At 68.6% G+C, this 25723-nt stretch carries 23 protein-coding genes; 4 read left to right on the forward strand and 19 right to left on the reverse strand.

The window, feature by feature from the left end:
- Positions 1-1156 precede the first annotated feature (1156 nt).
- The 7 genes from tsaD to ACGFNJ_RS22660 all read right to left on the reverse strand — a co-directional run bounded on the left by tsaD (position 1157) and on the right by ACGFNJ_RS22660 (position 7824).
- The gene (gene tsaD / locus ACGFNJ_RS22630) at positions 1157-2200 is read right to left on the reverse strand and encodes a tRNA (adenosine(37)-N6)-threonylcarbamoyltransferase complex transferase subunit TsaD (protein WP_393451411.1); all 1044 of its coding nucleotides are present in this window, start codon (positions 2198-2200) and stop codon (positions 1157-1159) included.
- Positions 2197-2691, reverse strand: coding sequence for a ribosomal protein S18-alanine N-acetyltransferase (gene rimI / locus ACGFNJ_RS22635; protein WP_393451414.1), 495 nt, complete (start codon positions 2689-2691; stop codon positions 2197-2199). The genes tsaD and rimI overlap by 4 nt, the downstream gene beginning before the upstream one ends.
- A gap of 5 nt (positions 2692-2696) precedes the next feature.
- Positions 2697-3428, reverse strand: coding sequence for a tRNA (adenosine(37)-N6)-threonylcarbamoyltransferase complex dimerization subunit type 1 TsaB (gene tsaB, locus ACGFNJ_RS22640; RefSeq protein WP_393451417.1), 732 nt, complete (start codon positions 3426-3428; stop codon positions 2697-2699).
- Between the two features lie 55 nt (positions 3429-3483).
- Positions 3484-3909: a tRNA (adenosine(37)-N6)-threonylcarbamoyltransferase complex ATPase subunit type 1 TsaE gene (gene tsaE / locus ACGFNJ_RS22645; protein WP_393452240.1), complete on the reverse strand. Its 426-nt coding sequence runs from the start codon at positions 3907-3909 to the stop codon at positions 3484-3486.
- 13 nt (positions 3910-3922) lie between these two features.
- On the reverse strand, positions 3923-5014 hold the full coding sequence (locus ACGFNJ_RS22650) for an alpha/beta fold hydrolase (RefSeq protein WP_393451420.1): 1092 nt from the start codon (positions 5012-5014) through the stop codon (positions 3923-3925).
- A complete protein-coding gene (gene alr, locus ACGFNJ_RS22655; protein WP_393451423.1) occupies positions 5011-6138 on the reverse strand; it encodes an alanine racemase in 1128 nt (375 codons plus the stop codon). The genes ACGFNJ_RS22650 and alr overlap by 4 nt, the downstream gene beginning before the upstream one ends.
- Before the next feature lie 219 nt (positions 6139-6357).
- Positions 6358-7824, reverse strand: a complete 1467-nt coding sequence (locus ACGFNJ_RS22660; RefSeq protein ID WP_393451426.1) for an NAD(P)H-hydrate dehydratase — start codon at positions 7822-7824, stop codon at positions 6358-6360.
- 106 nt (positions 7825-7930) lie between these two features.
- Here ACGFNJ_RS22660 and ACGFNJ_RS22665 point away from each other — a divergent pair, with 106 nt between their 5' ends.
- Entirely contained in the window at positions 7931-8362 is a 432-nt protein-coding gene (locus ACGFNJ_RS22665) for a cupredoxin family copper-binding protein (RefSeq protein WP_393451430.1), read from the forward strand.
- 9 nt (positions 8363-8371) lie between these two features.
- Here ACGFNJ_RS22665 and ACGFNJ_RS22670 read toward each other — a convergent pair whose 3' ends face one another.
- Positions 8372-8863, reverse strand: a complete 492-nt coding sequence (locus ACGFNJ_RS22670) for a MarR family winged helix-turn-helix transcriptional regulator (RefSeq protein ID WP_069163682.1) — start codon at positions 8861-8863, stop codon at positions 8372-8374.
- 138 nt (positions 8864-9001) lie between these two features.
- Here ACGFNJ_RS22670 and ACGFNJ_RS22675 point away from each other — a divergent pair, with 138 nt between their 5' ends.
- Entirely contained in the window at positions 9002-10195 is a 1194-nt protein-coding gene (locus ACGFNJ_RS22675) for an MFS transporter (protein ID WP_393451434.1), read from the forward strand.
- Between the two features lie 153 nt (positions 10196-10348).
- On the opposite strand, the gene glmS is transcribed toward ACGFNJ_RS22675, so the two are convergent.
- On the reverse strand, positions 10349-12232 hold the full coding sequence (gene glmS / locus ACGFNJ_RS22680) for a glutamine--fructose-6-phosphate transaminase (isomerizing) (RefSeq protein WP_393451437.1): 1884 nt from the start codon (positions 12230-12232) through the stop codon (positions 10349-10351).
- Between the two features lie 36 nt (positions 12233-12268).
- On the opposite strand from glmS, the gene ACGFNJ_RS22685 reads away from it, so the two are divergent.
- Entirely contained in the window at positions 12269-13126 is an 858-nt protein-coding gene (locus tag ACGFNJ_RS22685) for a dienelactone hydrolase family protein (protein WP_393451440.1), read from the forward strand.
- 179 nt (positions 13127-13305) lie between these two features.
- Here ACGFNJ_RS22685 and ACGFNJ_RS22690 read toward each other — a convergent pair whose 3' ends face one another.
- The 5 genes from ACGFNJ_RS22690 to ACGFNJ_RS22710 form a co-directional block, all read right to left on the reverse strand.
- A complete protein-coding gene (locus tag ACGFNJ_RS22690) occupies positions 13306-13653 on the reverse strand; it encodes a hypothetical protein (protein ID WP_393451443.1) in 348 nt (115 codons plus the stop codon).
- Positions 13654-13762: 109 nt separating this feature from the next.
- Positions 13763-15574, reverse strand: a complete 1812-nt coding sequence (locus ACGFNJ_RS22695) for a hypothetical protein (protein ID WP_393451446.1) — start codon at positions 15572-15574, stop codon at positions 13763-13765.
- 39 nt (positions 15575-15613) lie between these two features.
- Positions 15614-15946 carry a hypothetical protein gene (locus ACGFNJ_RS22700; protein ID WP_393451449.1) on the reverse strand — a complete coding sequence of 111 codons (333 nt, stop codon included), beginning with the start codon at positions 15944-15946 and terminating at the stop codon, positions 15614-15616.
- A gap of 99 nt (positions 15947-16045) precedes the next feature.
- Positions 16046-16354: a DUF6802 family protein gene (locus ACGFNJ_RS22705; RefSeq protein WP_069163689.1), complete on the reverse strand. Its 309-nt coding sequence runs from the start codon at positions 16352-16354 to the stop codon at positions 16046-16048.
- Between the two features lie 94 nt (positions 16355-16448).
- A complete protein-coding gene (locus ACGFNJ_RS22710) occupies positions 16449-16640 on the reverse strand; it encodes a PspC domain-containing protein (RefSeq protein WP_069163690.1) in 192 nt (63 codons plus the stop codon).
- 251 nt (positions 16641-16891) lie between these two features.
- Between ACGFNJ_RS22710 and ACGFNJ_RS22715 the strand changes: the two genes are divergently transcribed.
- Positions 16892-18547 carry an ABC-F family ATP-binding cassette domain-containing protein gene (locus ACGFNJ_RS22715; protein WP_393451453.1) on the forward strand — a complete coding sequence of 552 codons (1656 nt, stop codon included), beginning with the start codon at positions 16892-16894 and terminating at the stop codon, positions 18545-18547.
- Here ACGFNJ_RS22715 and glmM read toward each other — a convergent pair whose 3' ends face one another.
- The 5 genes from glmM to ACGFNJ_RS22740 all read right to left on the reverse strand — a co-directional run bounded on the left by glmM (position 18548) and on the right by ACGFNJ_RS22740 (position 25653).
- Complete coding sequence (gene glmM / locus ACGFNJ_RS22720) at positions 18548-19924, reverse strand: phosphoglucosamine mutase (protein WP_393451456.1); 1377 nt, start codon at positions 19922-19924, stop codon at positions 18548-18550.
- 242 nt (positions 19925-20166) lie between these two features.
- Entirely contained in the window at positions 20167-20685 is a 519-nt protein-coding gene (rpsI, locus tag ACGFNJ_RS22725) for a 30S ribosomal protein S9 (protein WP_393451459.1), read from the reverse strand.
- Complete coding sequence (gene rplM, locus ACGFNJ_RS22730) at positions 20682-21125, reverse strand: 50S ribosomal protein L13 (RefSeq protein ID WP_014981802.1); 444 nt, start codon at positions 21123-21125, stop codon at positions 20682-20684. The genes rpsI and rplM overlap by 4 nt, the downstream gene beginning before the upstream one ends.
- 192 nt (positions 21126-21317) lie before the next feature.
- Positions 21318-23090 carry a hypothetical protein gene (locus tag ACGFNJ_RS22735; RefSeq protein WP_393451463.1) on the reverse strand — a complete coding sequence of 591 codons (1773 nt, stop codon included), beginning with the start codon at positions 23088-23090 and terminating at the stop codon, positions 21318-21320.
- Between the two features lie 76 nt (positions 23091-23166).
- Positions 23167-25653, reverse strand: coding sequence for an FHA domain-containing protein (locus ACGFNJ_RS22740; protein ID WP_393451466.1), 2487 nt, complete (start codon positions 25651-25653; stop codon positions 23167-23169).
- Positions 25654-25723: the final 70 nt, after the last annotated feature.

Genomic DNA, 25723 nt, shown 5'->3' on the forward strand with positions numbered 1-25723 from the left:
CCACCAAACGGTTCCGGTTCTGCCCCAGCGGTTCTTGTCCCGCCTAGCGCTTCTGGTCCCGCTCAATAACTCCGGCCCCCGCCCCAACAACCAGCCCGCTCACCGACTCCGGCCCTGCACGGCGACCGGCCCCGCCGAACGACCGGCCTTGGTCAGCGGCTCCGACCCCGCCCAGCAGGTCCTGTCCGGCCTCAGCGAGTCCCATCCGGCCCAGCGGGTCCGGCCTTGCTCAACAACTAGCGTTGCTCAACGACTCCGGCGTCTCCAACGCCGAATCCGCACTCCTTCTGCGCATCCGCACCCGTTCTGGAGTTAGGCGACTGATCATGAGGCACTGGTGGCGGCATCGCCCGAGAAGACCGCGCCACCAGTGCCCGCTCGATGTGGAAGCACCCCTTTCGATCCCACATATCGGGATTACAAGCCTCCCGAGCCGGTCAATCATGGTCTGCGGCGGCCTCATTCAACGACTCCGGCGTCCCTGACGCGAATCCGCACCCTATCTGCGCAGCCGCACCCTTTCTGGACGCCCAGAACCAGTGCAAATCCCCAGAACCAGTGCGGATCCCAAGAAGGAGTGCGGGTGTCCGCATGAGTGGGACAGCGACACGCCGTAAATGCCTCCGTCATGCCCCACTCGTGGATCTCGCCCCGTGTGAACGGGACATGGTTGTGCCAACTATCCACCAGGACAACGCTTTCGGATGCCATCGTGACTCGATAGGTGTGCGAGGAACCGATCGGGGGTGGCGAGCCTCGGCTCAATGTGAGGGCAGTGGTTGCTGACTCATTGGCAAGCGCCGAATAGTCGCCGCCCCTCATCGACGGCAGAGAAATGGTTGCCGGGCCTCGTTGACGGTAGTCATATGGTTGCAAGTGGCCGTTGACGGTAGTCAAATGGCGGCACTATGCGCCGAGACGCCCACCATTGGACTCCCGTCAACATTTCCAAGATCACTTCCTGGAAGATCTTTGGACCGGACCACAGCCAAGTGACCCGGCTGGGACGAGAGAACGCGTGACTGACAGCGAAGGTCAGCCGGGTACGGCACACGACGCAACCACGCTAATCCAGTGCATACCCCGAGGCTGTCGCACTCACCGGAACCGTTGAGCTGAGGAGTTCTTCGGCTTTACCGACCCGATCTGATGCGTTTCAGCCGACGCGGCTGACCGAAACGGGCAGGCCAGGATCGGTGGCGACGGTCAGCGGAGAGGGGGACGCGCCGCCTGCGATGACATGAGCGCCGAGTGCCGCGATCATGACGCCGTTGTCGGTGCAGAGCCGAGGCTTGGGCACCCGCAACGTCAAACCTGCTGCGGTGCAGCGCTCTTCAGCCATCGAACGGATTCGTGAGTTGGCGGTGGCGCCGCCGCCGAGCACCAGGGTGTCGACGCCGACGTCCTGGGCCGCGCGGATCGCCTTCATGGTGAGGACGTCGGCGACGGCTTCCTGGAAGGAGGCGGCGATGTCGGGGATGGGCAGGTCTTCGGCGGTCAGGCCGCTGCGCTGCGCGGACTCGACGTAGCGGGCCACGGCCGTTTTCAGGCCGGAGAACGAGAAGTCGTAGCGCGCGTCGCGGGGCCCGGTCATGCCGCGCGGGAAGCTGATCGCGCGCGAATTACCTTTGGCCGCAGCGGCATCCAAGGCGGGACCGCCAGGAAACCCGAGACCGAGCAGCCGCGCGACCTTGTCGAAGGCTTCGCCTGCCGCATCGTCGACGGTGCTGCCCAGTTCGACGATCGGCGCCGCCAGGTCGGTGACGTGCAGCAGGTGCGTGTGCCCGCCGGAGACGAGTAGCGCGACGCACGACGGCATCGGACCGTGCTCCAGGGTGTCCACCGCGACGTGCCCGCCGAGATGGTTCAACGCATAGAACGGCACATCCCACGCTGCCGCATAGGCTTTCGCGGCCGCGACACCGACCAGCAAGGCGCCGGCGAGACCCGGTCCGATGGTGACGGCCAGCGCGTCCGGTTTGGCGATGCCTGCCACGGCGAGCGCCCGGCGCATGGCGGGCACGATGGCCTCGAGATGCGCACGCGACGCGATCTCGGGGACAACGCCACCGAATCGTGCATGCTGGTCGACGCTGGACGCGACCTCGTCGGCGAGCAGTTCGCATCGGCCGTCGGCGTGCCTGCGCACGATGCCGACTCCGGTTTCGTCGCAGGAACTCTCGATGCCCATGATGATCACGAGAGGACCTCGTCCGGGAGGGGCAGCGCGCTCAACGCGGGTCTGCGCATGGTGTAGGCGTCGGCGCCGCTGGGGTGGTAGTAGTTCTTGCGCAAGCCGATGATGTGGAAGCCGTGCTTGGCGTACAGCGCGATCGCGGGCGTGTTGTCGGTGCGCACCTCGAGGAACACGGGCCCGCCGCGCTTACCCGCTTCGTCCAGCAACGCCTCGAGCAACACCGTGCCGATGCCCGCGCGCAGGCAGCTCGGGTCGACGCCGATGGTGTGCACCTCGGCTTCGGGGTGTTCGTCATCACCCAGCAACGCGATGCCTGCGTAGCCGACCATTCGCCCGTCCTCGGCGCGCGCGGTGATGTAGCGATTGTGCGGCGCGGCCAGCTCCGACTGGAAGGCCACCGCATGCCAGGGGTCGTCCTCCGGAAACAGCAGCTGCTCGAGTTCCACACAGCGCTCGATGTCCGCGGGAGCCATCGGTTCGATCCGAATGTCCATCGGCCTCACGCTCCCGTCCGGTCGAGGGTGCGGTAACTCTTTTCGACTGCGTCCGGCCTGCGCAGGTAGAGCGGCACGAGCGGCTCCGGCACGGTGCGCGCGAGCAGTTCGGCGGCGGCAACCCGGACCAACCCGGCGGGCGACGGCGTCTCCACCGGAAGGACGGGAAGGTCGAAGAAGTCGACGTGCGAAGCGGATCCGGCGATCGCGGTGGCTTGCGCCATATCGACGTCGCCCGGCTTGGTCACGTCCGGACCGGCGACACGCACACCGGCGCGGTAGCGCGCCCAGTACACCTCCCGACGGCGCGCGTCGGTGACGACCAGGAGTTCGCTGTCCGGTGTGAGGTCCGTCGCGGCGTCGGCAGCGATCGCGTCGAGGCTGCACACGCCGTACACGGGCAGGCCGAGCGCGTCGCCGAAGGCCGCCGCCGTGGCCATGCCGACGCGCAGCCCGGTGAAGGGGCCTGGCCCGATGCCGACGACGACCGCGGCGATGTCGGCCCTGGAACGCCCTGCCTCGGTGAGGCATTCGAGGATCTGCGGAGTGAGCACCTCGGCGTGTGCGCGCGGGTCGACCCGAACCCTGGATGCGACGGTCCGCGTCTGGACAGTGCCGGTCCGGCCGACCGGCATGCCGTCGCCGACGACGGTCGCCGCGTCCGGTGCGGCCTGCTCCAGTTCCACCAATCCCGCGGTAACGGCGGGTGTCGCGGTGTCGACACTTAATACCAGCATGATTGACCCAACGATACCGGGTGGTAGCTGCCGCCGGTGCGGAGCTACCAGGTAGTTAATCCACCCATTCCCATTCTGCGGTGCGTACGTCCGAATCCGGCTCGCGCGACAACAGCACCCGCAGATGCCGATCGGTCAGGTGCTCGACGACGCCGCGACCCCACTCCACGACGACCACCGCCTGATGCAGATCGGTGTCGAGATCGAGGGCATCCAGCTCGTCCAGGTCGCCGCCGAGCCGATAGGCGTCCACGTGCACCAGCGGCACCGCGCCCGGCCGCTCGCCTGCTCGGTGCTGGCGGGCGATGATGAATGTCGGCGAACTGACCCGGCCCTGCACGCCGAGGCCTGCGGCGATGCCGCGGGTGAGTGCGGTCTTGCCCGCACCGAGCGGGCCGTCGAGCACCACCAGATCGCCTGCGCCGAGCCCGGCCGCGAGTTCGCGTCCGAGTGCCTCGGTGTCGGCGACGGTGGGCAGCATCCGCTGCTGCCGTTCAGCCACTGCTCACCTCCGAAGGGCGTTGGTCGGCCGGTTCCAGCGCGCCGGCGCGCACGAGCAATCGATCGAGCGCGCCGTTGACGATATCCGGGAACTGCAGGTGCGCCATGTGCGCGGCCCGAACGAGCCGGATGAGTTCGCTGTTCGGCAGCTCACGGGCCAGCGCGCGGGAGTTGCGGAAGGGGATCACCAGATCGTGGGTGCCGCCGAGGACAAGCACCGGCAGGTGCGCCAGGGTGGGCAGCGCGGCCGATTCGTCGTGTAATTCGATGGCTTTCAAGAACTTCACGATGGTCTCGACCGGCGTCTGATCGATCATCAGGGTGGTGAATCGGGACAGTGTCGGGCTCACCGGACCGTGATATGAGCTGACGTGCAGGATCGGCGTGATCACATGACGGGCCGTGGATCGTCCCGCTTGCACCAGCGCGGGCGCGGCGTGCACGGCGACGCGGAACCCGTCGATCGCCGGGTTGCGCAGCAGTTGGGTCATACCAGCGGCAGTGACCTCGGCGGCCGCGGTCGACAGCAATGCGATCCCGATCACGCGCTCCGCGAACAGATCCGGGAACTGCGCGGCGGCGGCGAGCACCGTCATGCCGCCGAGCGAATGCCCGACCAGCACCACCCGGCCGGCCGGCGCGGTCGCGTGGATCACCGCGGCGAGGTCGCGGCCGAGCTGAGCGACGGTGCAGCTCTGCGCCGTCGGCGTGCCGGAGCGCCCGTGCCCACGCTGGTCGAACAGGACGAGCCGAGCGCTTGCGCCCCAGCGCTTTTCGAGGTCACGGCGCTGAAAGTGGAAGGACTCCATGCTGTTGCAGAAACCGTGCACGAAGATCACGGTGACCGGCGCGTCCGCGGGACCGCATTCCCGAGTGGCCAGGCGCACACCGTCTTCGGTGAGCACCGCGCCTGCCCGATCCTGCTCGATGAGGTCGAAGTTCTCGTCCCGGTATTCGTCGCGACGGGCAGGCCAGAGCACCTTGGCGCCTGCGCGGCGTAGGGCGTGCACCCCGGCAAGCGCGCCGACCACGCCCGCGGTGGCTAGGCCGCCGCGGACCGCGGCGACCTTGGTGCGGCGCTTCATCGGCTACCACCCACATAGCGTCGGACCGCCCTGCCTCGCGGCGAACAGACCACCTCGTAGTTGAGGGTGCCGAGCAGGTCCGCCCAGTCCTGGGCGCGCGGCTCGCCCGGCCCGCCGCCGAACAGGATCGCGACATCGCCTTCGCGGACGCCTGCGGCATTGTCGCCGAGGTCGACGACGAACTGGTCCATGCAGATCCGGCCGACGTTCGGGCGGCGGGCTCCACCGAGCCACACTTCGAAACGTCCACTCAGCGGCCGGAATACGCCGTCGGCATAGCCGGCGGGGATGAGCGCGACGGTGGTGTCGTGCGTGGCGACCCAGGTGTGCCCGTAGGAGACGCCCTCCCCCGCAAGCACCGGTTTGACCTGAAGAACGCGGGCCTGGAAGGTCATCGCGGGACGCAGACCGAAGTCGTCGATGTCGGGGATCGGGCTGTGCCCGTAGACCGCGATGCCGGGACGGACCATGTCGAAGGCGAGATCGGGGCGGGTCAGCGCGGCGGGCGAGTTGGCCAGGTGCACGAGCTCCGGTTCCAGGCCGTGCTCCTTGGCCGCCGCGATGGCGTCGAGAAAGCGGTCGCGCTGCAGATCGTTGGTCGGGTGCGCGGGTTCGTCACCGCGCGCCAGGTGCGAGAAGATCGCGCGGAAGCGCACCGCCTGCTCATCGACGAGTGTCCGCAATTCCGCGAGTGCCTGCGGATATTCGACCGTCGACAGTCCGTTGCGGTTGAGGCCGGTGTCGACCTTGAGGCTGACCGTCGCAGGCTTGCCGAGGCGCTCGGCCGCCGCTGCTACCGCGCGCAGATGGGCGAGGGTCGAGACGCCGATCTCGATATCGGCCGCGATCGCGGCACCGTAGTCGGCGTCGGAATCGTTGAGCCAGCTCAGAATCGGCGCGGTGATACCCGCCGCGCGCAACTGCACGCCCTCGTCGATGGTGGTGACACCGATCTCGGCGGCGCCCGCCGCCAGCGCGGCCTTCGCCACCTCGACGGCACCGTGGTTGTACCCGTCCGCCTTGACCACCACCATCACCGCGGCGTCGCCCGCGTGCTCCCGCAGGATCCGCACGTTGTGAGCAATGGCGTCTAAGTCAACGACCGCCTCGACCTGCGCGTGCATGTCCGCCTCTCCGAGTATTCAGGCCAGACCCGGGTGCCACGGTAGTGACTCGGGTGGCCTGCGGTGACGTGGTCATGGGATTAGCCCGTCCCCGGTGAGTTACCCATCTGCTTCCGAAATCAGTTGTCATCGATTGTCGACCGAGTCTATCGACCGAGAAATGTCCTGGTGGAGCGTGTTGCGTGGAAGGTGTTCCGCGGCACAAGTCGATGCGCGAGTCTATTGCCCGTCGGCGAGGGCGCGCAGGGTGCGGATGGCGGGGCGGATGTGGTCGAGCAGCGGAGTCGCCGAGATGGGGGCGGCTTCCGGGTGACCATCGCTGGCCGCCAGGTTGGCGGCAAGGGAGTGGGCGCGGGCCGCGGCCGCGGCCGCGAAGGCCGGGGCGTGATCCGCGGCGAGCAGCGCGCCGATGATGCCGGAGAGGACGTCACCCGCACCAGCGGTGGCGGCCCAGGAGGCGCCTGCCTCGTTGACGAGAACCGGTGCGCCGGGGGCAGCGACGAGGGTGGCTCGCCCCTTCAGCAGGACGGTGGCCTGCCAGGAGTCGGCGAGGGCGCGCACCGCGGCCACTCGATCGGTGCCGACCTCTGCGCCGGCTAATCGGGCGAATTCGCCTGCGTGCGGAGTCAATACGGTCGGCGCCGAGCGCCCGCGCACCAGCTCGGGTTCGGCGGCGAGCAGGGTCAGTCCGTCGGCGTCGACGACTACGGGCAGATCGGTGGCGAGAATCTCGATGAGGCGCTCGCGGGCCGCGGCATCGGTGCCCGCGCCAGGCCCGAACACCCAGGCCTGGACGCGGCCGACCTCGGAGACCTGGTCGGTGGCAATGACTTCGGGGAACTTCGCGAGCACGTCGGCGGCGCACGGCCCCGCGTAGCGGACCATGCCCGAGGTCGCCGCCACCGCCGCGCCGGTGCACAGCACCGCGGCGCCCGGGTAGCTCGCGCTGCCCGCACAGACGCCGGTGACGCCCTGGGTGTATTTGTCGTCGGTGGCGTCCGGCACCGGCCATGCCGCACCGATCGCCGCAGGTTCCAGCGCCGCCAGCGTCGGCTCGGGTAGTCGTAATCCGATGGGCACCAGCTCGATTCGCCCGCAATACGGGGCAGCGAGGGCGTGCACGGGCTTGTAGGCGCCGAACGCGACGGTGACGGACGCGCGCACGGCGGGTCCGGTGACGGCGCCGGTGTCCGGGTCGACGCCGCTCGGCAAATCCGCGGCAATGATCGGGACCTGGAGCGCCGCAACGAGTTCCGCGGCGTTCGGGCGTAACGCCCCGCGGCCGGAGATGCCGACGATGCCATCGATCACCAGATCGGGACTGCCGAGGCGCACCGCAGCGGGATCGCCGCTGCCATCGAGCACTCGGCCGCCCACTTTGCGCAGCGCCGCAAGACCTTTCGCGTGCGCACGCGCCGGGTGCAACAGCACGGCGGTCACCGCGACGCCGCGTCGGCGCAGCGTGGCGCCCGCCCACAGGGCGTCACCGCCATTGTCACCGGAACCGACGAGCAACGTCACCGAGCGCCCCGCAATGCCGCCGGTGCGCGCCCGGAGCTCGTCCGCGACCACCGTGGCCAACCCATATGCCGCACGTCGCATGGGGACGCCGTCCGGGACGCGCGTGAAAAGCTCGGCCTCGGCCGCGCGCACTTCATCGGCGGTGAAATAGCCCCGCTGCGACATGGGCGTTCCTCCACTGGGTTGTTCGGCACTGCTGGGTGTTCGGCGTTCCGGTCGCGCGGACGGTGCCGCGCGGGCCCGCAACGACAGCAGACTACGCTTGGCCATCATGCCAATGGTCAAGCGCCGCGCCAGGTCCATGCAGGTCGTCACCGGATTCGCGGTGGTGACGGCATTGCTGGTGGCCGGGTGCGGCGGCAGCGACACCGGCTCCGCCGCGACGACGACGAAGCGGCCGCCCCAGCCGACGACAACGACCACGCAGCCGACGGGTGATCAGAAGCCCGCCGCCGTCACCGTGCATGTCGGCGACATGAAGTTCGCCCCCGCCGAGGTCACCATCAAGGCGGGCGAGACCGTCACCTGGAAGTTCACCGACAAGGTCCCGCACACCGTGCAGGGCATCGGCGACAAGGCGATGGGCATCAACAGCCCGATCATCGACAAGGGCGAGTGGAGCTACACCTTCACCGTGCCCGGCTCCTACCGCTATCTCTGTTCCCTCCATCCTGAAATGCGTGGCACCATCACCGTCCAATGACCCGACGGGTCAGACGGGACGGTACTGGCGGGTGCGCGAGCTGCGCGCCGACGAGGTGTTGAGGGCTTCCACCGCGGCAACCAGCGGGGCCAGTTCGGGGTCGGCGGCGGCTTGACCCAGTGCGCTCGCGAGTGCGGCGTCATGGGTCGGCCTGGCCTGTTCGAGCAGCGTGAGCCCTGGCGGCGTGACGTCGGTGTAGATGCCGCGGCGATCGTCGGGGCACAGGTAACGCTGGAGCAGGCCGCGGTCCTCCAGGCGAGTGACGAGCCTGGTTGTTGCGCTTTGACTCAGCACGACAGCCTCCGCGACCTGGTTCATCCGTAGGTGACCGCCCGGTCCGTCGTGCTGGCGGCTGAGCACTACTAGCAGCGAGAACTCGCGGACGCTCAGGTGGTGACCGGACTGCAGCGCACGTTCGATGTGCGCCTCGATCCGATCGTGCAGCAGCGACAGTGCGTACCAACCATCGGCCAGGCCGGTCAGGGCGGCATCCGCGGTCATCGTGTTCCTTCCGCGTCGGGACAGTAGTTCCAGGATAGATGACCATCGCAATAGCCCGCGCTTGCAATTATCACGCGTGTGCAATTATTGTTGACGCCCGTAAGGCTCAGGCGCAACATCAAGTGGAGGCTCTCGACCATGCCGCTCGCACTCCTCGCCCTGACACTCGGGGCCTTCGGAATCGGCACCACCGAATTCGTCGTCGTCGGGTTGCTTCCCGACATCGCCGACACCTACGCGGTGTCCATCCCCACCGCAGGCCTGCTCGTCACCGGATACGCGCTCGGCGTCGTGGTCGGCGCACCGCTGATGACCGGACTCGGCACGCGGATCTCGCGCAAGCGCATGCTCCTCGGCATGCTGCTGCTCCTGGTGGCGGGCAACGTATTGTCCGCTGTCGCACCTACTTTCGGACTGATGCTGACCGGGCGGATCGTGGCCTCGCTGGCGCACGGCGCGTTCTTCGGCATCGGCGCGGTCGTCGCGGGTGCGGTCGTCCGCCCGGACCGGCGGGCGGGCGCGATCGCCATCATGTTCACCGGGCTCACCGTCGCCACCATGGTCGGCGTGCCGTTCGGCACCCTGCTCGGCCAACATTTCGGCTGGCGGCTCACCTTCCTCATCGTCGCCGCGGTCGGCCTGATCGGGCTGATCGGCGTGGCCGTGCTGGTGCCCGAGCAGCCTGCGCCACAGGACGCGCGACTGCGCACCGAGCTCGCCGTCTTCCGCAACCCGCAGGTGCTGCTCGCGATGGCGATGACCGTGCTCGGCTTCGGCGGCGTCTTCGCGGCGATCACCTACCTGGCGCCGATGATGACCGAGGTCACCGGCTTCGCGGACAGCTCGGTCACCTGGCTGCTCGTGCTGTTCGGCGTCGGCTTCTTCGTCGGCAACCTGGTCGGCGGCAAGTTCGCGGATCGCCACCTGATGCCGATGCTCTACCTCACCCTCGGCGGTCTCGCCGTGGTGCTCGCGCTGTTCACCCTCACCGCGCACAACAAGATCGCGGCCGCGATCACCGTCGTGCTGATCGGCGCGCTCGGCTTCGCCACCGTCCCGCCCCTGCAGAAGCGCGTCCTCGACCAGGCCGCGGGCGCACCGACTTTGGCCTCGGCCGTCAACATCGGCGCCTTCAACCTCGGCAACGCCGTCGCCGCCTGGCTCGGCGGGCTGGTCATCGCCGCGGGCTACGGCTACACCGCACCGAACTGGGTCGGTGTCGCCCTGGTCCTCGTCGCCCTCGGCCTCGCCGTCTGGTCCGGCGCCCTCGAACGCCGTGCCGGAAGTCCCGCAGCCGAACCAGCTTCCGTGCTGGCCGCCGCCACCCACTGACCATGCCGACAATCCGGCGGTGACAACACGTCACCGCCGGATCTTCCGCAACCAGCGAAACGCGTTCCTGCACAACGCGGACACGACCAACTACAACGTAGACAGCCGCCTGACGCGAGTGCGTCGGGCGGCTGTCAAAGGTTGGGGCAGGGGCTATTCGACGGTGACAGACTTCGCGAGATTGCGCGGCTTGTCTACGTCGTAGCCGCGGACCTGAGCCACCTCGGCGGCGAAGATCTGCAGCGGGACCGTGGACAGCAGCGGCTGGAACAACGTTGGCGCCGTGGGGATCTCGATGAGGTCGTCGGCGAACGGGCGCACCGTGTCGTCGCCTTCCTCGGCGATCACGATGGTGCGCGCGCCGCGTGCCTGGATCTCCCGAATGTTGCTGAGCAGCTTGGAATGCAGCACCGCGCGACCCTTGGGCGACGGCATCACCACGATCACCGGCAGCCCGTCCTCGATCAGCGCGATCGGCCCGTGCTTCAGCTCACCCGCCGCGAAGCCCTCGGCATGCATGTACGCCAGCTCCTTGAGCTTGAGCGCACCCTCCAACGCCACCGGGTATCCGACGTGGCGGCCGAGGAACAGCACCGTCGACACATGCGCCAGCTCACGCGCGATCGCGCGCACCTGCGGCGCGGTCTCCAGCACTCGCTGCACCAGCTGCGGCATCGCCTCCAGCTCGGCGAACTCGCGGGCCACCTCGTCCGGATACTTGGTGCCGCGCGCCTGCGCCAAGGCCAACCCGACCAGGTAATTCGCGGTCACCTGGGCCAAGAACGCCTTGGTCGAGGCGACGCCGATCTCCGGCCCCGCCCTCGTGTAGAGCACCGCGTCGGACTCACGCGGAATCTGCGCGCCGTTGGTGTTGCAGATCGCGAGCACTCGCGCCTTCTGCTCCTTGGCATGCCGCACGGCTTCGAGCGTGTCCGCGGTCTCACCGGACTGCGAGATCGCCACCACCAGCGTCGACCGATCCAAAACCGGGTCACGGTAACGGAATTCGCTGGCCAGCTCCACCTCGACGGGCAGCCTGGTCCAGTGCTCGATCGCGTACTTGGCGAGCAGGCCGGAGTGGTAGGCGCTGCCGCAGGCAACAACGAACACCTTGTCGAAGTCGCGCAGTTCCTGGTCGGCGAGGCGCTGCTCGTCGAGCACGATCCGGCCCGCACCGTCCTGGTCATGGCTGAAATGCCCGATCAGCGTGTCCGCGACCGCGGCGGGCTGCTCCTCGATCTCCTTGAGCATGAAGTAGTCGTGGCCGCCCTTCTCGGCGGCGGCCAGGTCCCAGTCGATCGTGAACGGGCGCGTGCGGTCCTTCGCGTTCTCACCGCTGAAGTCGGTGACCGTGTAGCTGTCCGCGGTGATCACCACGGCCTGGTCCTGGCCGAGCTCGACCGCCTCGCGGGTGTGCTCGATGAACGCGGTGACATCCGAGGCGATGAACATCTCGCCCTTGCCGACGCCGACCACCAGCGGAGTCGACCGACGCGCCGCGAAGATCAGGTCCGGATGATCGGCATGGGTCAAGACCAGCGTGAACGCGCCCTCGAGCCGACGAACCACCGACAGTGCGCTCGCCGCGAAATCGCCCGCGGTCGGGCCCTCCGCATAGGCGCGCGCCACCAGGTGCACCGCCACCTCGGTGTCGGTGTCGCTGCGCAGTTCGACGCCCGCGTCCTCCAGCTCCCGGCGCAGCGGGGCGAAGTTCTCGATGATCCCGTTGTGCACCACCGCGACCTTGCCGCTCAGATCGCGATGCGGGTGCGCATTGCGATCGGTCGGCGCACCGTGCGTCGCCCAGCGGGTATGGCCCATGCCCGTGGTCCCCGCGAACCGCGCGATCCCGATCTCGGCGAGCTCGGCCTCCAAATTGGCCAGCTTGCCCGCTTTGCGCTCCACAGCCAGCGCCCCGGCGCCGTCGACGATCGCCACACCGGCGGAGTCGTAGCCGCGATATTCCATGCGGCGCAACGCGTCAACGACTACGCCGAGCGCGTCCCGGTATCCGACGTACCCCACGATTCCGCACATGGCTCACCAGAGTACTTATCGGATAACGTTCTCGTCGTGTCGGCGTCTGTGAAATCGCTCCTGAGCACCCTGACCAGCCGCGGCCCCCACCGGGTGCTGCGCGGCAATTTGGCCATCGCAGGCCAGCCCGGGGTGGTGTTCACGCCCGAATCAGGACTCAACCTACCGGCGGTCGCCTTCGGACATGGCTGGCTGACCGGCGCAGGCAACTATCGTGGCCTGCTCGAACACCTCGCGTCCTGGGGTTTCGTCGCCGCGGCGCCGGACACCGAGCGCGGGCCGATTCCGTCACATCTCGGCCTCGCGACCGACTTGCTCACCACGCTGGATATCTGCACGGGTGTGCGCCTCGGCGACGGCACGATCAGCGTCCACCCCGGCAAGCTCGCGCTGGTCGGCCACGGCATGGGTGCGGGGGCCGCCGTCATCGCCGCGAACCAGCGACAGGTCGCCGCGGTGGCCGCGCTGTTCCCGGCGCCGACGGCGCCGTCGGCCGAGACCCTCGCCACCGACATCGACACGCCAGCGCTGATCCTGGCAGGCGCCACCGATATCGCCTCGGTCAGCTCCAACGCCATCCCGCTCTCGACCAACTGGGCCGGGCCGATGGTGCTGCGCGCGATCGACGGTGCGTCGCACAACGGCATCATCGAGGGACGGCGCATCCTCGCCGCGGTCGGCGCGGGCAAGCACGAATCCAAGACCGCCCGCACCACCCGCGCCCTGCTCGTCGGGTACCTGCTTGCCACCGTGCTCGGCGACAAGACCTATCGCGCCTTCGCCGACCCGGACGCCGAGATCCCGCACACCGCGGTGGTCGACCCGGAAGCCAAGGAAGAGAAGGAAGCCCCGAAGCTCAAGATCGGCCAGCTCGCCGCGCTCCTGCGCAAGTAACCCGCGCGCCGCACCAGAATCGCCCTCCCACACCAACACTCCGCGCGCCGACACGCCCGGAGCGCCACCCGATCTCGAACCCTCGAGATCCGCACCCTTTGTGTGCATCCGCACCGGTTGCGGACGGCCAGAACGGGTGCGGATTCACAGAAGGAGTGCGGATCTCAGTGTGCTTGGCCTCAGATCAACCAGGTTTCGCGCTGGTAGAAGGCGGCTTCCTCGTCTTCTTGGTCGACGGGGGCGACGTCTCGGTTGGCGCGGCGGGTGGCGATCGAGCGGGCGATGGCTTCGCGTTGTGCGCGGGCCTCGGCCTCGAGCCGCTCCTGCTCTTCGGCGGCGGCGCGGGCTTTCACCAGTTCGTCGGCGTGCGCGGCCGTGTACTCGCGCAGCTGGGCGGCGGATTTCTCGGTCAAGTCACGGCTGGTGTCCGCGGTGCGGCGGTTGATGTCGTCGAGTTCGTCCAGCAGCAGCGCCGAACGACGACGGCATTCCTCGGCCGCACGCTCGATCTCCTCGGCGTAACTCACCCTGCCGATTCTTCCTGATTCGCCAGGACCGCGCCGCGACAGCGCCGCATCCGTCCTGTCGACGCCGTCGGCCGCATGCACTACACCCACGGCTCCGCGCTGCGCGCGCTCACAATGGACCGGCCTCGGTCAGATCCGAGAGTGGGCCTGCCTCGGCCAGTTCCGGACCGTGCGAGGTGTCCGACTGTTGCGTGCCAGGCATGGGTTTGGGCCGGTGCTCTCCGTCCTCGCCGCGCCGGATGTTCGGCGGGGTCCCGGTCGGCATGCCCGGTCGGTCGACGGTCTCTTCGGCGGGTGCCTTCTCGGTCGGCTTCTGCTGCTCCGGACCGCTCGACCCAGGCTGGTCGGACCGGGGTGCGCCCGCGTTCGGCTGGCCCGTGCTCGGCGGCTCGGACTGCGCCTTGTCGCCGCTCGGCGCGGACCTGTCGGGCTGCGGCTGATCCCCCGGTTGCGCTGGATCGCCCGCTGGCGCCGACTCGTCGGTCGGCTCGTTCATCGAAAAGACCGGCATCCCATGCTCATCCAGCCGCACGCTGAACTCCCGCGGCTGCCCGCCGGCATCGGACAGCATCAGCTTCAGCTCGCCGTCCGCCATCTCGAACTTCAGATGCTTTCCGGCGATATCGAATTCGGCCGCAGGCGGGCCTGCCGGGTTTCCTTCGCCCACTTTCGTCGGATCGACGACATCCTCGAGCTTCGCCACCGCATCCTCGACACCCGAACTGATCGCGTCGGACAGCGAACTGATCCCCTGAGTAACGGCGTGGCTGAGCCCAGCGGCCAACGGCGACAACTGACTTGCCACCTCACTCAGCGAAGCGAGCTCATTCAGCGATGGCGTCTTCGATGGTGTCGCGGAAGTCGTGTCCGGCGTCTGCTCGGTGGTCGGCGTAGGGCTTGCCGGAACGGTCGGCGTGGTACTCGCCGGAACGGTCGGTGCAGTACCCGCCGGAACGGTCGGTGCAGTACCCGCCGGAACAGTCGGCGTCGTACTCACGGGAACAGTCGGATTACCGGACGGCCCTGGCGCATTCGTCTCCGTCGGCTGCGTCTTCGGCGTGCCCTCGATCGACTTGTCCGACACCGGAGCCCCCGCGGGGCGCGGGTACGCCGCATCCGAAACCTGGTTCAGCGCACCGATCAACGGGGTGTAGACATTCTTGACCCCTTGGTCGGTCACCTCGCAGGCCTCGAGGAACTTCTGCACCTTCGCCGTGTAATCCGGCTTGAACACCTGGTCGAGCCAGTCTCGACACCGCTGCTGGATCCGACGCGTGTAGTCGGTGCCCGGAATCAGGTACCCGCGCGTCACCGCGCCGTCGTCCTCGGCCAACTCCGGAAAGATCCGCCACAGCTTCTTCAGCAGCGTATTGCCCATGGTGCTGGTGAAACCGATGGTCTTGCCGGAGATGATGTCGTCGATGTCCTCCGGCGCCTTCCCGTCGATCCGCACCGCCTCGCCGTTCTCCAGGATGTGGCGAACGACATCGGCTTTGATCTTCACCGCGCTGCGCAGGGCAGGCACGGCACCAGCCAACGCCTGCGACGCCGTCCCAGCGGCCTGCCAGTCCGTATCGGCCCGGCCCACTTGCTGATTCAGCATGTCGATCGCCGCGTCGGCCGCCTGCCCCTGCCACAGCGCAGGCAACGCCTGCGCGGACCCACGCTGGCTGTCCAGCTGAGTTCCCGCCTCCTGCAACACGTCCCGGAGCCGAGCCGACGCGGCGACGAGCTTGTCCTCGTTGAGCCCGTTCTGCTCGTAGAACCGCTGGTGCAGCTGCTCGTAGCCCGCGAAACCCGCGGGCAGATCACCGAACGCCCGGCGATACCTCGGCTCGAAATGCTCGAAGTACAAAAGACTTCGAGAGCCGATGTCGAGGTACTCGGTGATCGGCGCGTGCGCGGGAACGGTGAAAACCACGGCTAGCCCCCTACCGTCGCGCCGCGCAAACCTCGTGCGCTACCTCGGGAGCTCACGGCCGGCCTTCGTGATGTCTCCCGCGGTCTCCGCGACGGTGTCGGAGTATTTGACGATCGAGGCGCCGAGCGCGTCCGCCGTCGTGATGGTGGCCTCGGCCCAGCTCTCCATCCAGTGCACGATCCGCTCGAATCCGGCTTGGATCTGCGTCCCCTGGTCGGCGTAGTTCGCCCCGGCGTCGCCGGGGCCGAACTCGTTGCCGGTCACGTCTTTCGACCGTTCAGCCACGACCTGACCGGATATCCGCAGGTCTCCGGCGAGGCGTCCCAACTCCCCTGTCTGGACACCGACCACGCTGCTCGGATCGCCGGTCATCTGGTCCCACCGTTCCCTTCGCCGAGTGCCGCCATACTTTCTTCGACGCGCAGCACCCGCGTTCGGTTCCCTCGAATCCGGCGGGATGATCCGGCAGGCTCAGGAACCGATTTTGCCGTGATCCGTCCGAACCCACTCCGAGGACCCGTCCGGGTGCCGGTGGAATTCCCAGGCGGCGTAGTCGCCGTCCTTCTCCACGACCGTGACGTGGTCGGCGAAGCCGTCGTGGTCGTAGTCGGTCCAGACCTGCATGGCCTCCTCACCGGTGGTGGTGATGGTGTCGAGGGTGCCGTCGCCGTCGATGTCCTGGGTGGGGTGGTGCAGTTCGACCGCACCCAGGCCGTCCAGTGACGAGGACGCATCGATGCCGGGTAGATCCAGACCCGGCAATTCGCCCGAGGTGATCATTACTCCTCCTCAGCAGGACTAGCGGTGCTGCCCGAGCGCAGCACTTATCGCTCCATCCTGACATTCATCCGTGCCCGACGCAGCCCCCTGGGCGTCACTTCTTGGGCATCAGCAGCCACAGCACCAGGTAGATGATGAACTGCGGACCGGGCAGCAGGCACGAAACAACGAAAAGCAGGCGAACGACATTGGCATTCCACCCGAGGTATTCGGCGATGCCACCACAGACTCCGGCGATCCACTTGTCGGAGGTGGAGCGGGCGAAGCGGCGGGCAGGTACGGTCATGGTCTTCCCTCTCTGGTGATGATCTCTAGCTGACTCCACTCTGCCGAGCGCCGCTCGTCGGCGCATCGCTCCGGCGACCGATCCCAACCCTGATTTCCCCAGGACCCGGCTCAGGGTGCGACCCCGAGACCGGGTGCATGCCGTGGCGCCGAACACGGCAGACTTAGGCCAGTGAGCCAGCGACAGCGAGGGAACCGCAAAGACAGCGTGCCGGTGCGCGCGACCCAGCCGAGCGCCTGCGAGGTGGCGTCGTGACGACCACCTTGCACGCGCGCGGCCTGTCGGCGGGGCACGGCGAGCGCACCCTGTTCGACGACCTCGACCTCACCCTCGCCCCCGGCGACGTGATCGGCCTGGTCGGCGTGAACGGCGCAGGCAAGTCGACGCTGCTGCGCATGCTGGCTGACCGCCGCACACCGACCGGAAGCATCACGCTGAGCCCGCCGGATGCCACCGTCGGCTACCTCGCCCAGGAACCCGAGCGGGTGGCAGGCGAGACGGTCCTCGAATTCCTCGGCCGCCGAACGGGTGTCACCGCCGCGCAGCAGACGATGGACGCCGCCGCAGAACGCCTCGCCGACGGCGGCGACGACGAATATTCGCCGGCCCTGGAACGCTGGCTTGCACTCGGCGGCGCGGATCTCGACCAGCGCGCCGCGGAAGTGGCGGCCGATCTCGGCTTGATCGACAGCCTCCCGAACGGCCTCGACACCCCGATGACGGGCTTGTCCGGCGGCCAGGCGGCACGCGCCGGGCTGGCCTCGGTGTTGTTGTCCCGCTTCGACATTCTGCTGCTCGACGAGCCGACCAACGATCTCGACCTGGACGGCCTCGCCAGGCTCGAACAGTTCGTCGCAGGCATCCGGGTGCCGCTCGTGGTGATCAGCCACGACCGGGAGTTCTTGGCGCGCACCGTCAATCGCATCGTCGAGCTGGATCTGGCGCAGCAGCAGGTCGGCCTCTACGACGGCGGCTACGAGGCGTATCTGGCCGAACGCGAGATCGCCAGGCAGCACGCGCGCGAGGCCTACGAGGAGTTCGCGGACACCAAGGCAGGCCTGGAGGCCCGCGCACAGATGCAGCGCAACTGGCTCGAGCACGGGGTCCGCAATGCGCGCCGCAAAGCCCGCGACCCGAAGAAGGTCGACTCGGACAAGGCGGGCCGCAAGATGCGCGCCGAGTCCACCGAGAAGCAGGCCGCCAAGGCCCGACAGACCCAGCGCCGCATCGAGCGCCTCGACGTCGTCGAGGAACCGCGCAAGGAGTGGGAGCTGCGGATGACGATCGGCGCGGCGCCGCGCAGCGGGTCGGTGGTGGCGACACTGTCGAACGCAACCGTGACCAGGGGCGAGTTCACCCTCGGCCCGATCACCACCCAGGTCGATTGGGCCGACCGGATCGTGCTCACCGGCGCGAACGGCTCGGGCAAGTCGACGCTGCTCGCGCTGCTGCTCGGCAAGATCACGCCGGACAGCGGAACCGCCGCCCTCGGCTCCGGCGTCGAGATCGGCGAGGTCGATCAGGCCCGCGGCTTGTTTCGCGGCAGCACCTCGCTGGTCGACACGTTCGGCGCGCTGCTGCCGGACTGGCCGGACGCGGAGGTCAGGACCCTGCTCGCCAAGTTCGGCCTGCGCGGCCCACATGCGTTGCGCGCCTGCGAAACCCTGTCTCCCGGCGAACGCACCCGCGCCGCGCTCGCTCTGCTACAGGCCCGCGGCGTGAACCTGCTGGTGCTCGACGAGCCGACCAACCACCTCGACCTGCCCGCCATCGAACAGCTGGAGCAGGCCGTCGAATCCTTCACCGGCACACTGCTCCTGGTCACCCACGACCGCCGCATGCTCGACACCATCGAGGCCACCCGCCGCTGGCATATGGCGGCGGGCACGCTCACCGAAACGAGCTGATCAGACCGAGCCGACCCGCTTGGCGAGGTCGTCGGCGAGTTGCCGGGCAAGGGCCGGGTCGGTGGCTTCCACCATCACCCGGACCAGCTGTTCGGTTCCGCTGGGGCGCAACAGGACTCGACCGGAGTCGCCGAGGATGCGTTCGGCTTCCTGGACGGCCTCGCGGATTTCGGGCGCCGCCGCGACCACGGTCTTGTCGGTCACCGGCACGTTCACCAAAACCTGTGGCACCGTCTGCAATACGGAGGCCAGGTCGGCGAGGGTGCGCCGGGTCCGCGCCATCCGCGCCATCAGCTGCAAGCCGGTGAGGATGCCGTCGCCGGTGGTGCCGAACTGCGGGAAGATGACGTGCCCCGACTGTTCCCCGCCGAGCGAGAATCCGCCGCGGCGCAGCTCCTCCAGCACGTAACGGTCGCCGACTGCGGTGGTGAGCAACGTGATTCCGGCCGCGCGCATGGCGATGTGCAGGCCGAGATTGCTCATCACGGTGCCGACCAAGGTGTTCTCGGCCAACGCACCGGCCTCGTGCATGCCGAGGGCGAGGATCGCCAGGATGACGTCGCCGTCGACGACGTTGCCGTCGGCGTCGGCCGCCAGGCACCGGTCGGCGTCGCCGTCGAGGGCGAGGCCGAGGTCGGCGCCGTGCTCGCGCACCGCCTGCTGCACCTGCTCGATATGGGTGGAGCCGCAGCCGTGATTGATGTTGAGGCCGTCCGGCTCGGCGTTGATGGCGATGACGGTCGCGCCCGCCTCGCGGAAGGCAGCGGGACCGACCTCGGCGGCGGCACCGTGCGCACAGTCGAGCACCACGGTCAGACCGGACAGATCCTGCGCGGTCGCCTCGACCAGATGCTCGACATAGCGCTCATGGGTGCCGGCAAGGCTGTACTGATCGGGGACGACCTGCCCGTGGTCGCGCGCACCTGCGGCGTTGACGACCCGCCCGATGCCAGCTCCGGTCGGTCGCAGCGCCACATCCTCGGCGATCAGCGCCTCGATGCGGTCTTCGATGGCGTCGTCGAGCTTGTGCCCGCCCGCGGCGAAGATCTTGATGCCGTTGTCCTGCATCGGATTGTGCGAGGCGGAGATCATCACGCCGAAGCACGCGTCGTAGAGCCCGGTGAGGTAGGCGACGGCCGGGGTCGGCAGCACGCCGACCTGGAGCACGTTCACCCCGGTGGCGGTCAACCCCGCGGTCACCGCGGCCTCGAGCATTTCACCGCTCGCCCTCGGATCGCGACCGACCACCGCGAGGGGACGTTTCTTCCCCCGACTCAGAATCTGTGCGGCCGCACCCGAGACCCGCAGTGCGAGTTCCGGACTCAACGACTCGTTGGCAAGCCCACGGATTCCGTCGGTGCCGAACAAACGTCCCATACCTCAGCCCCTCATCGGTGGTGCCGCGGCGTGCACGTCCGGCCCGAAGGCGCGAAGTAGGTACACCGGGGTCGGCCAGACCGATCCCGGCGACGTACGTCCGCGAACGCCGCAGTTCTGATACAGCACGAGAGCAGGCAACCAGCCGTTGCTGGAAGCCTGCTCTCGTACAGCTGCCGCGCCGACCATACCGTCCCCGGCACCTCCAGGGTGACGGAAGACGGCGGTCGGCGATGCCAAAATCAGCGCTTCGAGTACTGGGGCGCCTTGCGGGCCTTCTTGAGGCCGTACTTCTTACGCTCGGTGGCGCGGGGGTCACGAGTCAGGAAGCCGGCCCGCTTGAGCGCGGGGCGGTCGTCCGGGGTGACCTCGATCAGCGCGCGGGCGATGGCCAGACGCAGAGCGCCTGCCTGTCCCGACGGGCCGCCGCCGACCAGGCGAGCGTGGATGTCGAAGGCCTCGGTGCGCTCGACGGTCACCAGCGGCGACTTGACGAGCTGCTGGTGCACCTTGTTCGGGAAGTAGTCCTCGATGGTGCGGCCGTTGAGCACGAAGTTGCCGGAGCCCGGCAGCATGCGCACGCGAACGACGGCTTCCTTACGACGGCCGACGGTCTGCACCGGGCGGTCGATCACGATCGGGGCGAAGGTCTCGGCGACAACTTCGGCCTCTTCGTAGCCTTCGCCGTCCTCGACAACCTCGGCGGCGACGTCGAATTCCTCGACGACGGCTTCCTCGTTGAATTCCTCAGGAGCGGTCACTGGGCCACCTGCTTGATCTCGAACGGAATGGGCTGCTGAGCGGCGTGGGGGTGGCTGGGGCCCGCGTAGACCTTCAGCTTGCCCGCGATCGCGTTGCCGAGCTTGTTCTTCGGGATCATGCCCTTGACGGCCTTCTCCACGAGCCGGTCCGGACGGCTCTCCAACACCTGACCGACAGTGCGCGACTTGAGGCCGCCCGGGTGCCCGCTGTGGTGGTGGATCAGCTTGTCCGCCTTCTTGTTGCCGCTGATGGCAACCTTGTCGGCGTTGATGATGATGACGAAATCGCCACCATCGAAGTTCGGTGCGTAGGTCGGCTTCGTCTTGCCACGCAGCAGATTCGCTGCTTGAACGGCGAGACGGCCGAGCACTACGTCAGTGGCGTCGATGACGTACCACTTACGGGTCACGTCACCCGCCTTGGGGCTGTACGTAGGCACAGTGCTTCCCTGTCTGTCGTCGGTGTTGCCGGCCAAGCGTGTGGTCGAATGCCCCGGCGGCCGGTGGAGACCCGGAGCTCGATTGCACAGCCGGTCACCCGGCCGTCCATACGCCAACGAGCCACGATACCAGCCCGGATCCGGCTGACTGAAATCGCCCGGGGTCGGCCGGAGGGGACTGTGCAGCCGACCCTAGATCTGCATCGGGGGGCCCTGGTCGATGCCGCCCCTCGGCCCTGGCAGCAGGTAGCGCAAGGTGTCGACGCTCGGCTGCTCACACTTGCGCTCGTCGGTCCCGCGTTCCCGCCCTCTGGCGTTGGACAGGTGGCCACGTGCGGCCGAAATGCCGGGCCGCACCTCGGTGGTGGCGTATGGCATGAGCGGGCACACACTCGGCAGCGCCAGCTGCCCCGACACTGCGCTCAGGTGCACCTCGGCCGAGGCGAGCTCGACCCGATCGCCACTACCTGGCAGTGCGACCACCGCGAGCGCCACCGCGCCGACCACCGTGTGCGCGCCGAACAGGTTGTCCTTCATCTTGTTCCAGAGCTTGCCCTTGCGGGGCTGGCCCTCGTCGTCGTCCGGCTCGGCACCGGGTTCGCGCCATTGGTGTCTGCCCTGTCCGGATTCGGACTGCGGGGCCTGATGCGCCCCGGCAGGCGGTGCCTGTCCGCCCGGCGGCGCCGCGGGCGCGCCACCGGGCGGCTGCGTGCCGGGTTCGCTGGGCGGGCGGGTGAAACGACTGCCGAGCTCAGCGAGATTCGGCGGCAGACTGCCACGCGGCTCCTCACGAGACATCCGGGTCGTCGGGTCCTCGCCGTGCGTCGGATAGCCCGGCCCGTACTGCACCGGCGGCACCGAGCGCGGCGGCGAAGCCTCCTGCCTGGCAGGCGGCGGATCCGTGCGGCGCTGCGCGGACTCGGCTTGGCGCTGCGCGGACTCGGCCTGCCGATGCGCGGCGCCTGCCTGGCGCTGCCCTGACGCCGCCTGCTGCGGTGCGGATTCGGCTCGATAGTGCCCGGCCGGGTCGCGCTGCTGTGCGCCGTGATCCTGATATTGGGTCGGGTCGACCGGCTGCGGCGGCCCGGCGTGCCTGCCTGCCTGCTCGGGCTCGACGCCTTCGGTGTCGGTCACCAGCAGGTGGGCCGCGCCGAGCACGAGCGCGTGCATCGGATGATCGGCGACCTGCAGCCGGTGACCGAGATGGTTCTGGAAGGCAAGGCGCAGCGGGTCGTTGAAGCACACGTTGCCCGAAAGCAGCACCGTCGAGGTGTCCGCGCCGATCGAGCGCGCCGCAGCCATCACCTCGATCACCACGTTGTCGGCGGAGCGGGCATCGCGCATGGATTCCGGGTTCACCGGCACATCGACCGATTCGGTCGGCTGTTCGTCGTCGCCGTGCACCGCGACCACCAACACAGTCCGGCCGTCGGAGTACACACCGGTCGCGCCGATGCCGTTCGGCCTGGCCTGGTCGGGCGGATGCACCAGCCCGAGCGCCCGCACATAGCCCGACAACGCGACGCTCTCCGGCAGCGGTTCGACGGTCACATCGAGCTGTTCGACCAGCGCGGCGTACACGTCGACCTTCTCGTCCGGCCAGCCGTCCGGGAACGGCAACGCCACCAGGTCCGGTTTGCCGCGCAGATGCTTGCCGATGGCGGCGAGCGGGTTGTACATGCGCGCACGGAACACCAGCTCCGCCGGCCACGTCGCGCCGGCGACCACGATCTGCGGATGGCCGAGGATGTCGCGCACGTCCGCGATGGCCATCCCGAGGTCAGGGCGCTGCCGATCCACCCCTGCGGTGTGCAGCCGACCCGACGAGTCCGCCAGCAGATACGCAGGCGGTGTCCACATACCCTCCACCTGAACCGGGCGAATCGGTGTGCCACCGCCGCCCGCGGCCACGGACACCACATCCCAGCCGAGATGTACTGCCCCTACTCGCACCGTCACAGGCATAAGTGTGCCTGGTGCGCGCAAGACATGCTCGCCGTTGTCCGCACTCTGCGGCAGTGGCCGGGAAATCGCTCGCCCGTCATGCTGCCGACTTCTTCAGTCGCAACCTGCGCCAGGTGATCACGGCCAGCACCAGCGTGATCAGCAACAACACGCCGACATCCAACGCCCAGATGCCAGGCGTGTGCTCCCAGAGCGCATCCGGTTGCGCGTTGAGGAACACCTCGCGAATGTTGACAGTCGACGCCCCGGACGCGTAACCCCAGCGCGCAGGGAACAACCACGACACCTGCTCCAGCACGACCCGGCCGGTGACCGGAATCAGCCCGCCTGCCATCACCAGCTGGCACATGATCGCGACCACAAGCAGCGGCATCACCTGCTCGTTCGACTTGGCCAGTGACGAAAGCAACAGTCCGACAACGACACAGCACACGGCGGTCAACGCGATGTCGATATACAGCTCGGCACTGCCCGACGCGAGCACCGCACCCTCGCCTGGCCGCTTCTTGCCCGCGAGCACGATGCCGACCAGCACCGCCGACTGCAGCAGCGCGGTCAAGCTGAACACCGCGATCTTCGCGATCAGATACGCCGACGGCAGCAACCCGACGGCGCGCTCGCGCTGGAAGATGGTGCGCTCGCCGACCAGATCACGCACGGTGAGCGTGGAGCCCATGAAGCAGGCGCCGAGGATGAGCACCACGAGTAGCTGCTGGGTCTCGCCGCCACCCTCCGGCACAAAGGTGCCGTCCGGCAACGCTTTCAGCGCACCGCGCTGGAAACCGTCCTTGCCAGGCACCACCAGCGACAGCCCGCCGAGGATGAACGGAAGCACCACCAGGAACGCCAGATAGCCGCGGTCGGCCAGGATCAGCCGCATCTGCCTGCGGCACAGCGTCGAGAACTGTTTCCCGCCACTGGATTGCGGCGGTGAGCCGGCAGGCCCGTACTGCTGGGGTGGCGGCGGTGGCGGTGGCGCGGCTGCCTGCCTGCTTCGATAGGCGGCGAACGCCTGATCCGGATTGGCTGCCACATTGGCGAAGATCTCGGCCCAGTCGCTGGTGCCGAGGGTGCCGCCGACGCCTGCCGGATTGCCGCAGTAGGCGGTCTTGCCACCGGGCGCGAGCAACAGCACCTGATCGCACATGTCCAGGTGCGCGACCGAGTGGGTCACCACGATCACCACGCGGCCCGCGTCGGCCAGCTCGCGCAGCATCACCATCACCTGGCGGTCGAGCGCCGGGTCGAGGCCGGAGGTCGGCTCGTCCAGGATCAGCAGCGAAGGACCGGTGAGCAGCTCCAGCGCGACCGACGCGCGTTTGCGCTGGCCGCCGGAGAGCCGGTCCACCCTGGTGTCGGCGTGTTCGGTGAGCGAAAGTTCCTTCAGCACACCGTCGATCACCTGCTGGCGGTCGGCCTTGCTGTTGTCCGGCGGCAGCCGCAGCTCGGCCGCGTAGCCGAGCGCCTGGCGCACGGTGAGCTGGCGGTGCAGCACGTCGTCCTGCGGCACCATGCCGATCCTGGAGCGCAGAGCTTCGTACTCCGCGTGCAGGTTGCGGCCCTCGAAGGTGACCACACCGCCGGACGGGCGGGTGGTGCCGGCGATCAACCGCGACAGCGTCGACTTGCCCGCACCGGACGGACCGATCAGCGCGGTCAGCGTGCCCCGGCTCGCCTGCATGTTCACGTCGACGAGCAGCTGCTTGTTGCCTTCGACGGTGAACCCGACCCCGTGCACCGCGAGGCCCTGCTCGGCGACCGGCTTCTGCCGATGCACCAAAGTGCCCTGCTGGACGACGAAGTCGATGTTGCCGATGGTGATGATGTCGCGCTCGCGCAGCACCACCCGCTGCTGGCGATGCCCGTTGACGAAGGTGCCGTTCGCCGAGCCGAGGTCCTCGATGGTCAGGCCCTCGGTGGTGGCGAGCAGGCGCGCGTGCTTGCGGGAGGCCAGCGGATCGTTGACGACGATCTGGTTGTCGGTGGTGCGCCCGATCGCGAGACCACCCGGCGGCAGCCGATCGCCCCTGGCGATCGGCGCGGTCGAGGCCCTGGCGCGCACCGGCGGGGTGTTCGAGGTGTCGGCCCTGGTGGTCATGTTGAAGTTGACCGGCGGCGACGCGTCCTGCGGCGGCTGATAGGCCGGGCGCTGGAACTGCTGGGCGGCGGGCCGCTGGCCCGACATCGGTGGCGGCACCGGCTGCTGGCCCGATTGCGGCGGGCGCGCCGAAGGACGCTGCGGGGGTTGTGGATTGGCAGGCAGGAGATGGAGTAGCGGACCGGTGATCGCGTCGCCGAGCCGCACCTGCGTCGGCCGATCGATGGACACCGGCTGGGTCAGTCGGCGCGCGTCGACGAAAACGCCGTTCGTGCTGCCGTTGTCGGAGAGCACCCAGGCAGATCCCTGCCACGCGAGCGTCGCATGCACCCGTGAAACGAGCGGGCTGTCGACGAACAGCGTCACTTCCGGCGCACGGCCCATGGTGACCTGCTGGCCGGAATCGAAGACTCGTTCGTTTCCATCATGGCGCACGGTGATGGTCTGCGCCCCCGGTGAAGACATGCAGCGGATACTATTCCATCACCCGGACATCGGCGGTGCCCCCGACGCGCCTTTTGCCCCGATCCGGCGA

The organism is Nocardia sp. NPDC049149 (assembly GCF_043197455.1).
Classification (GTDB): Bacteria; Actinomycetota; Actinomycetes; order Mycobacteriales; family Mycobacteriaceae; genus Nocardia.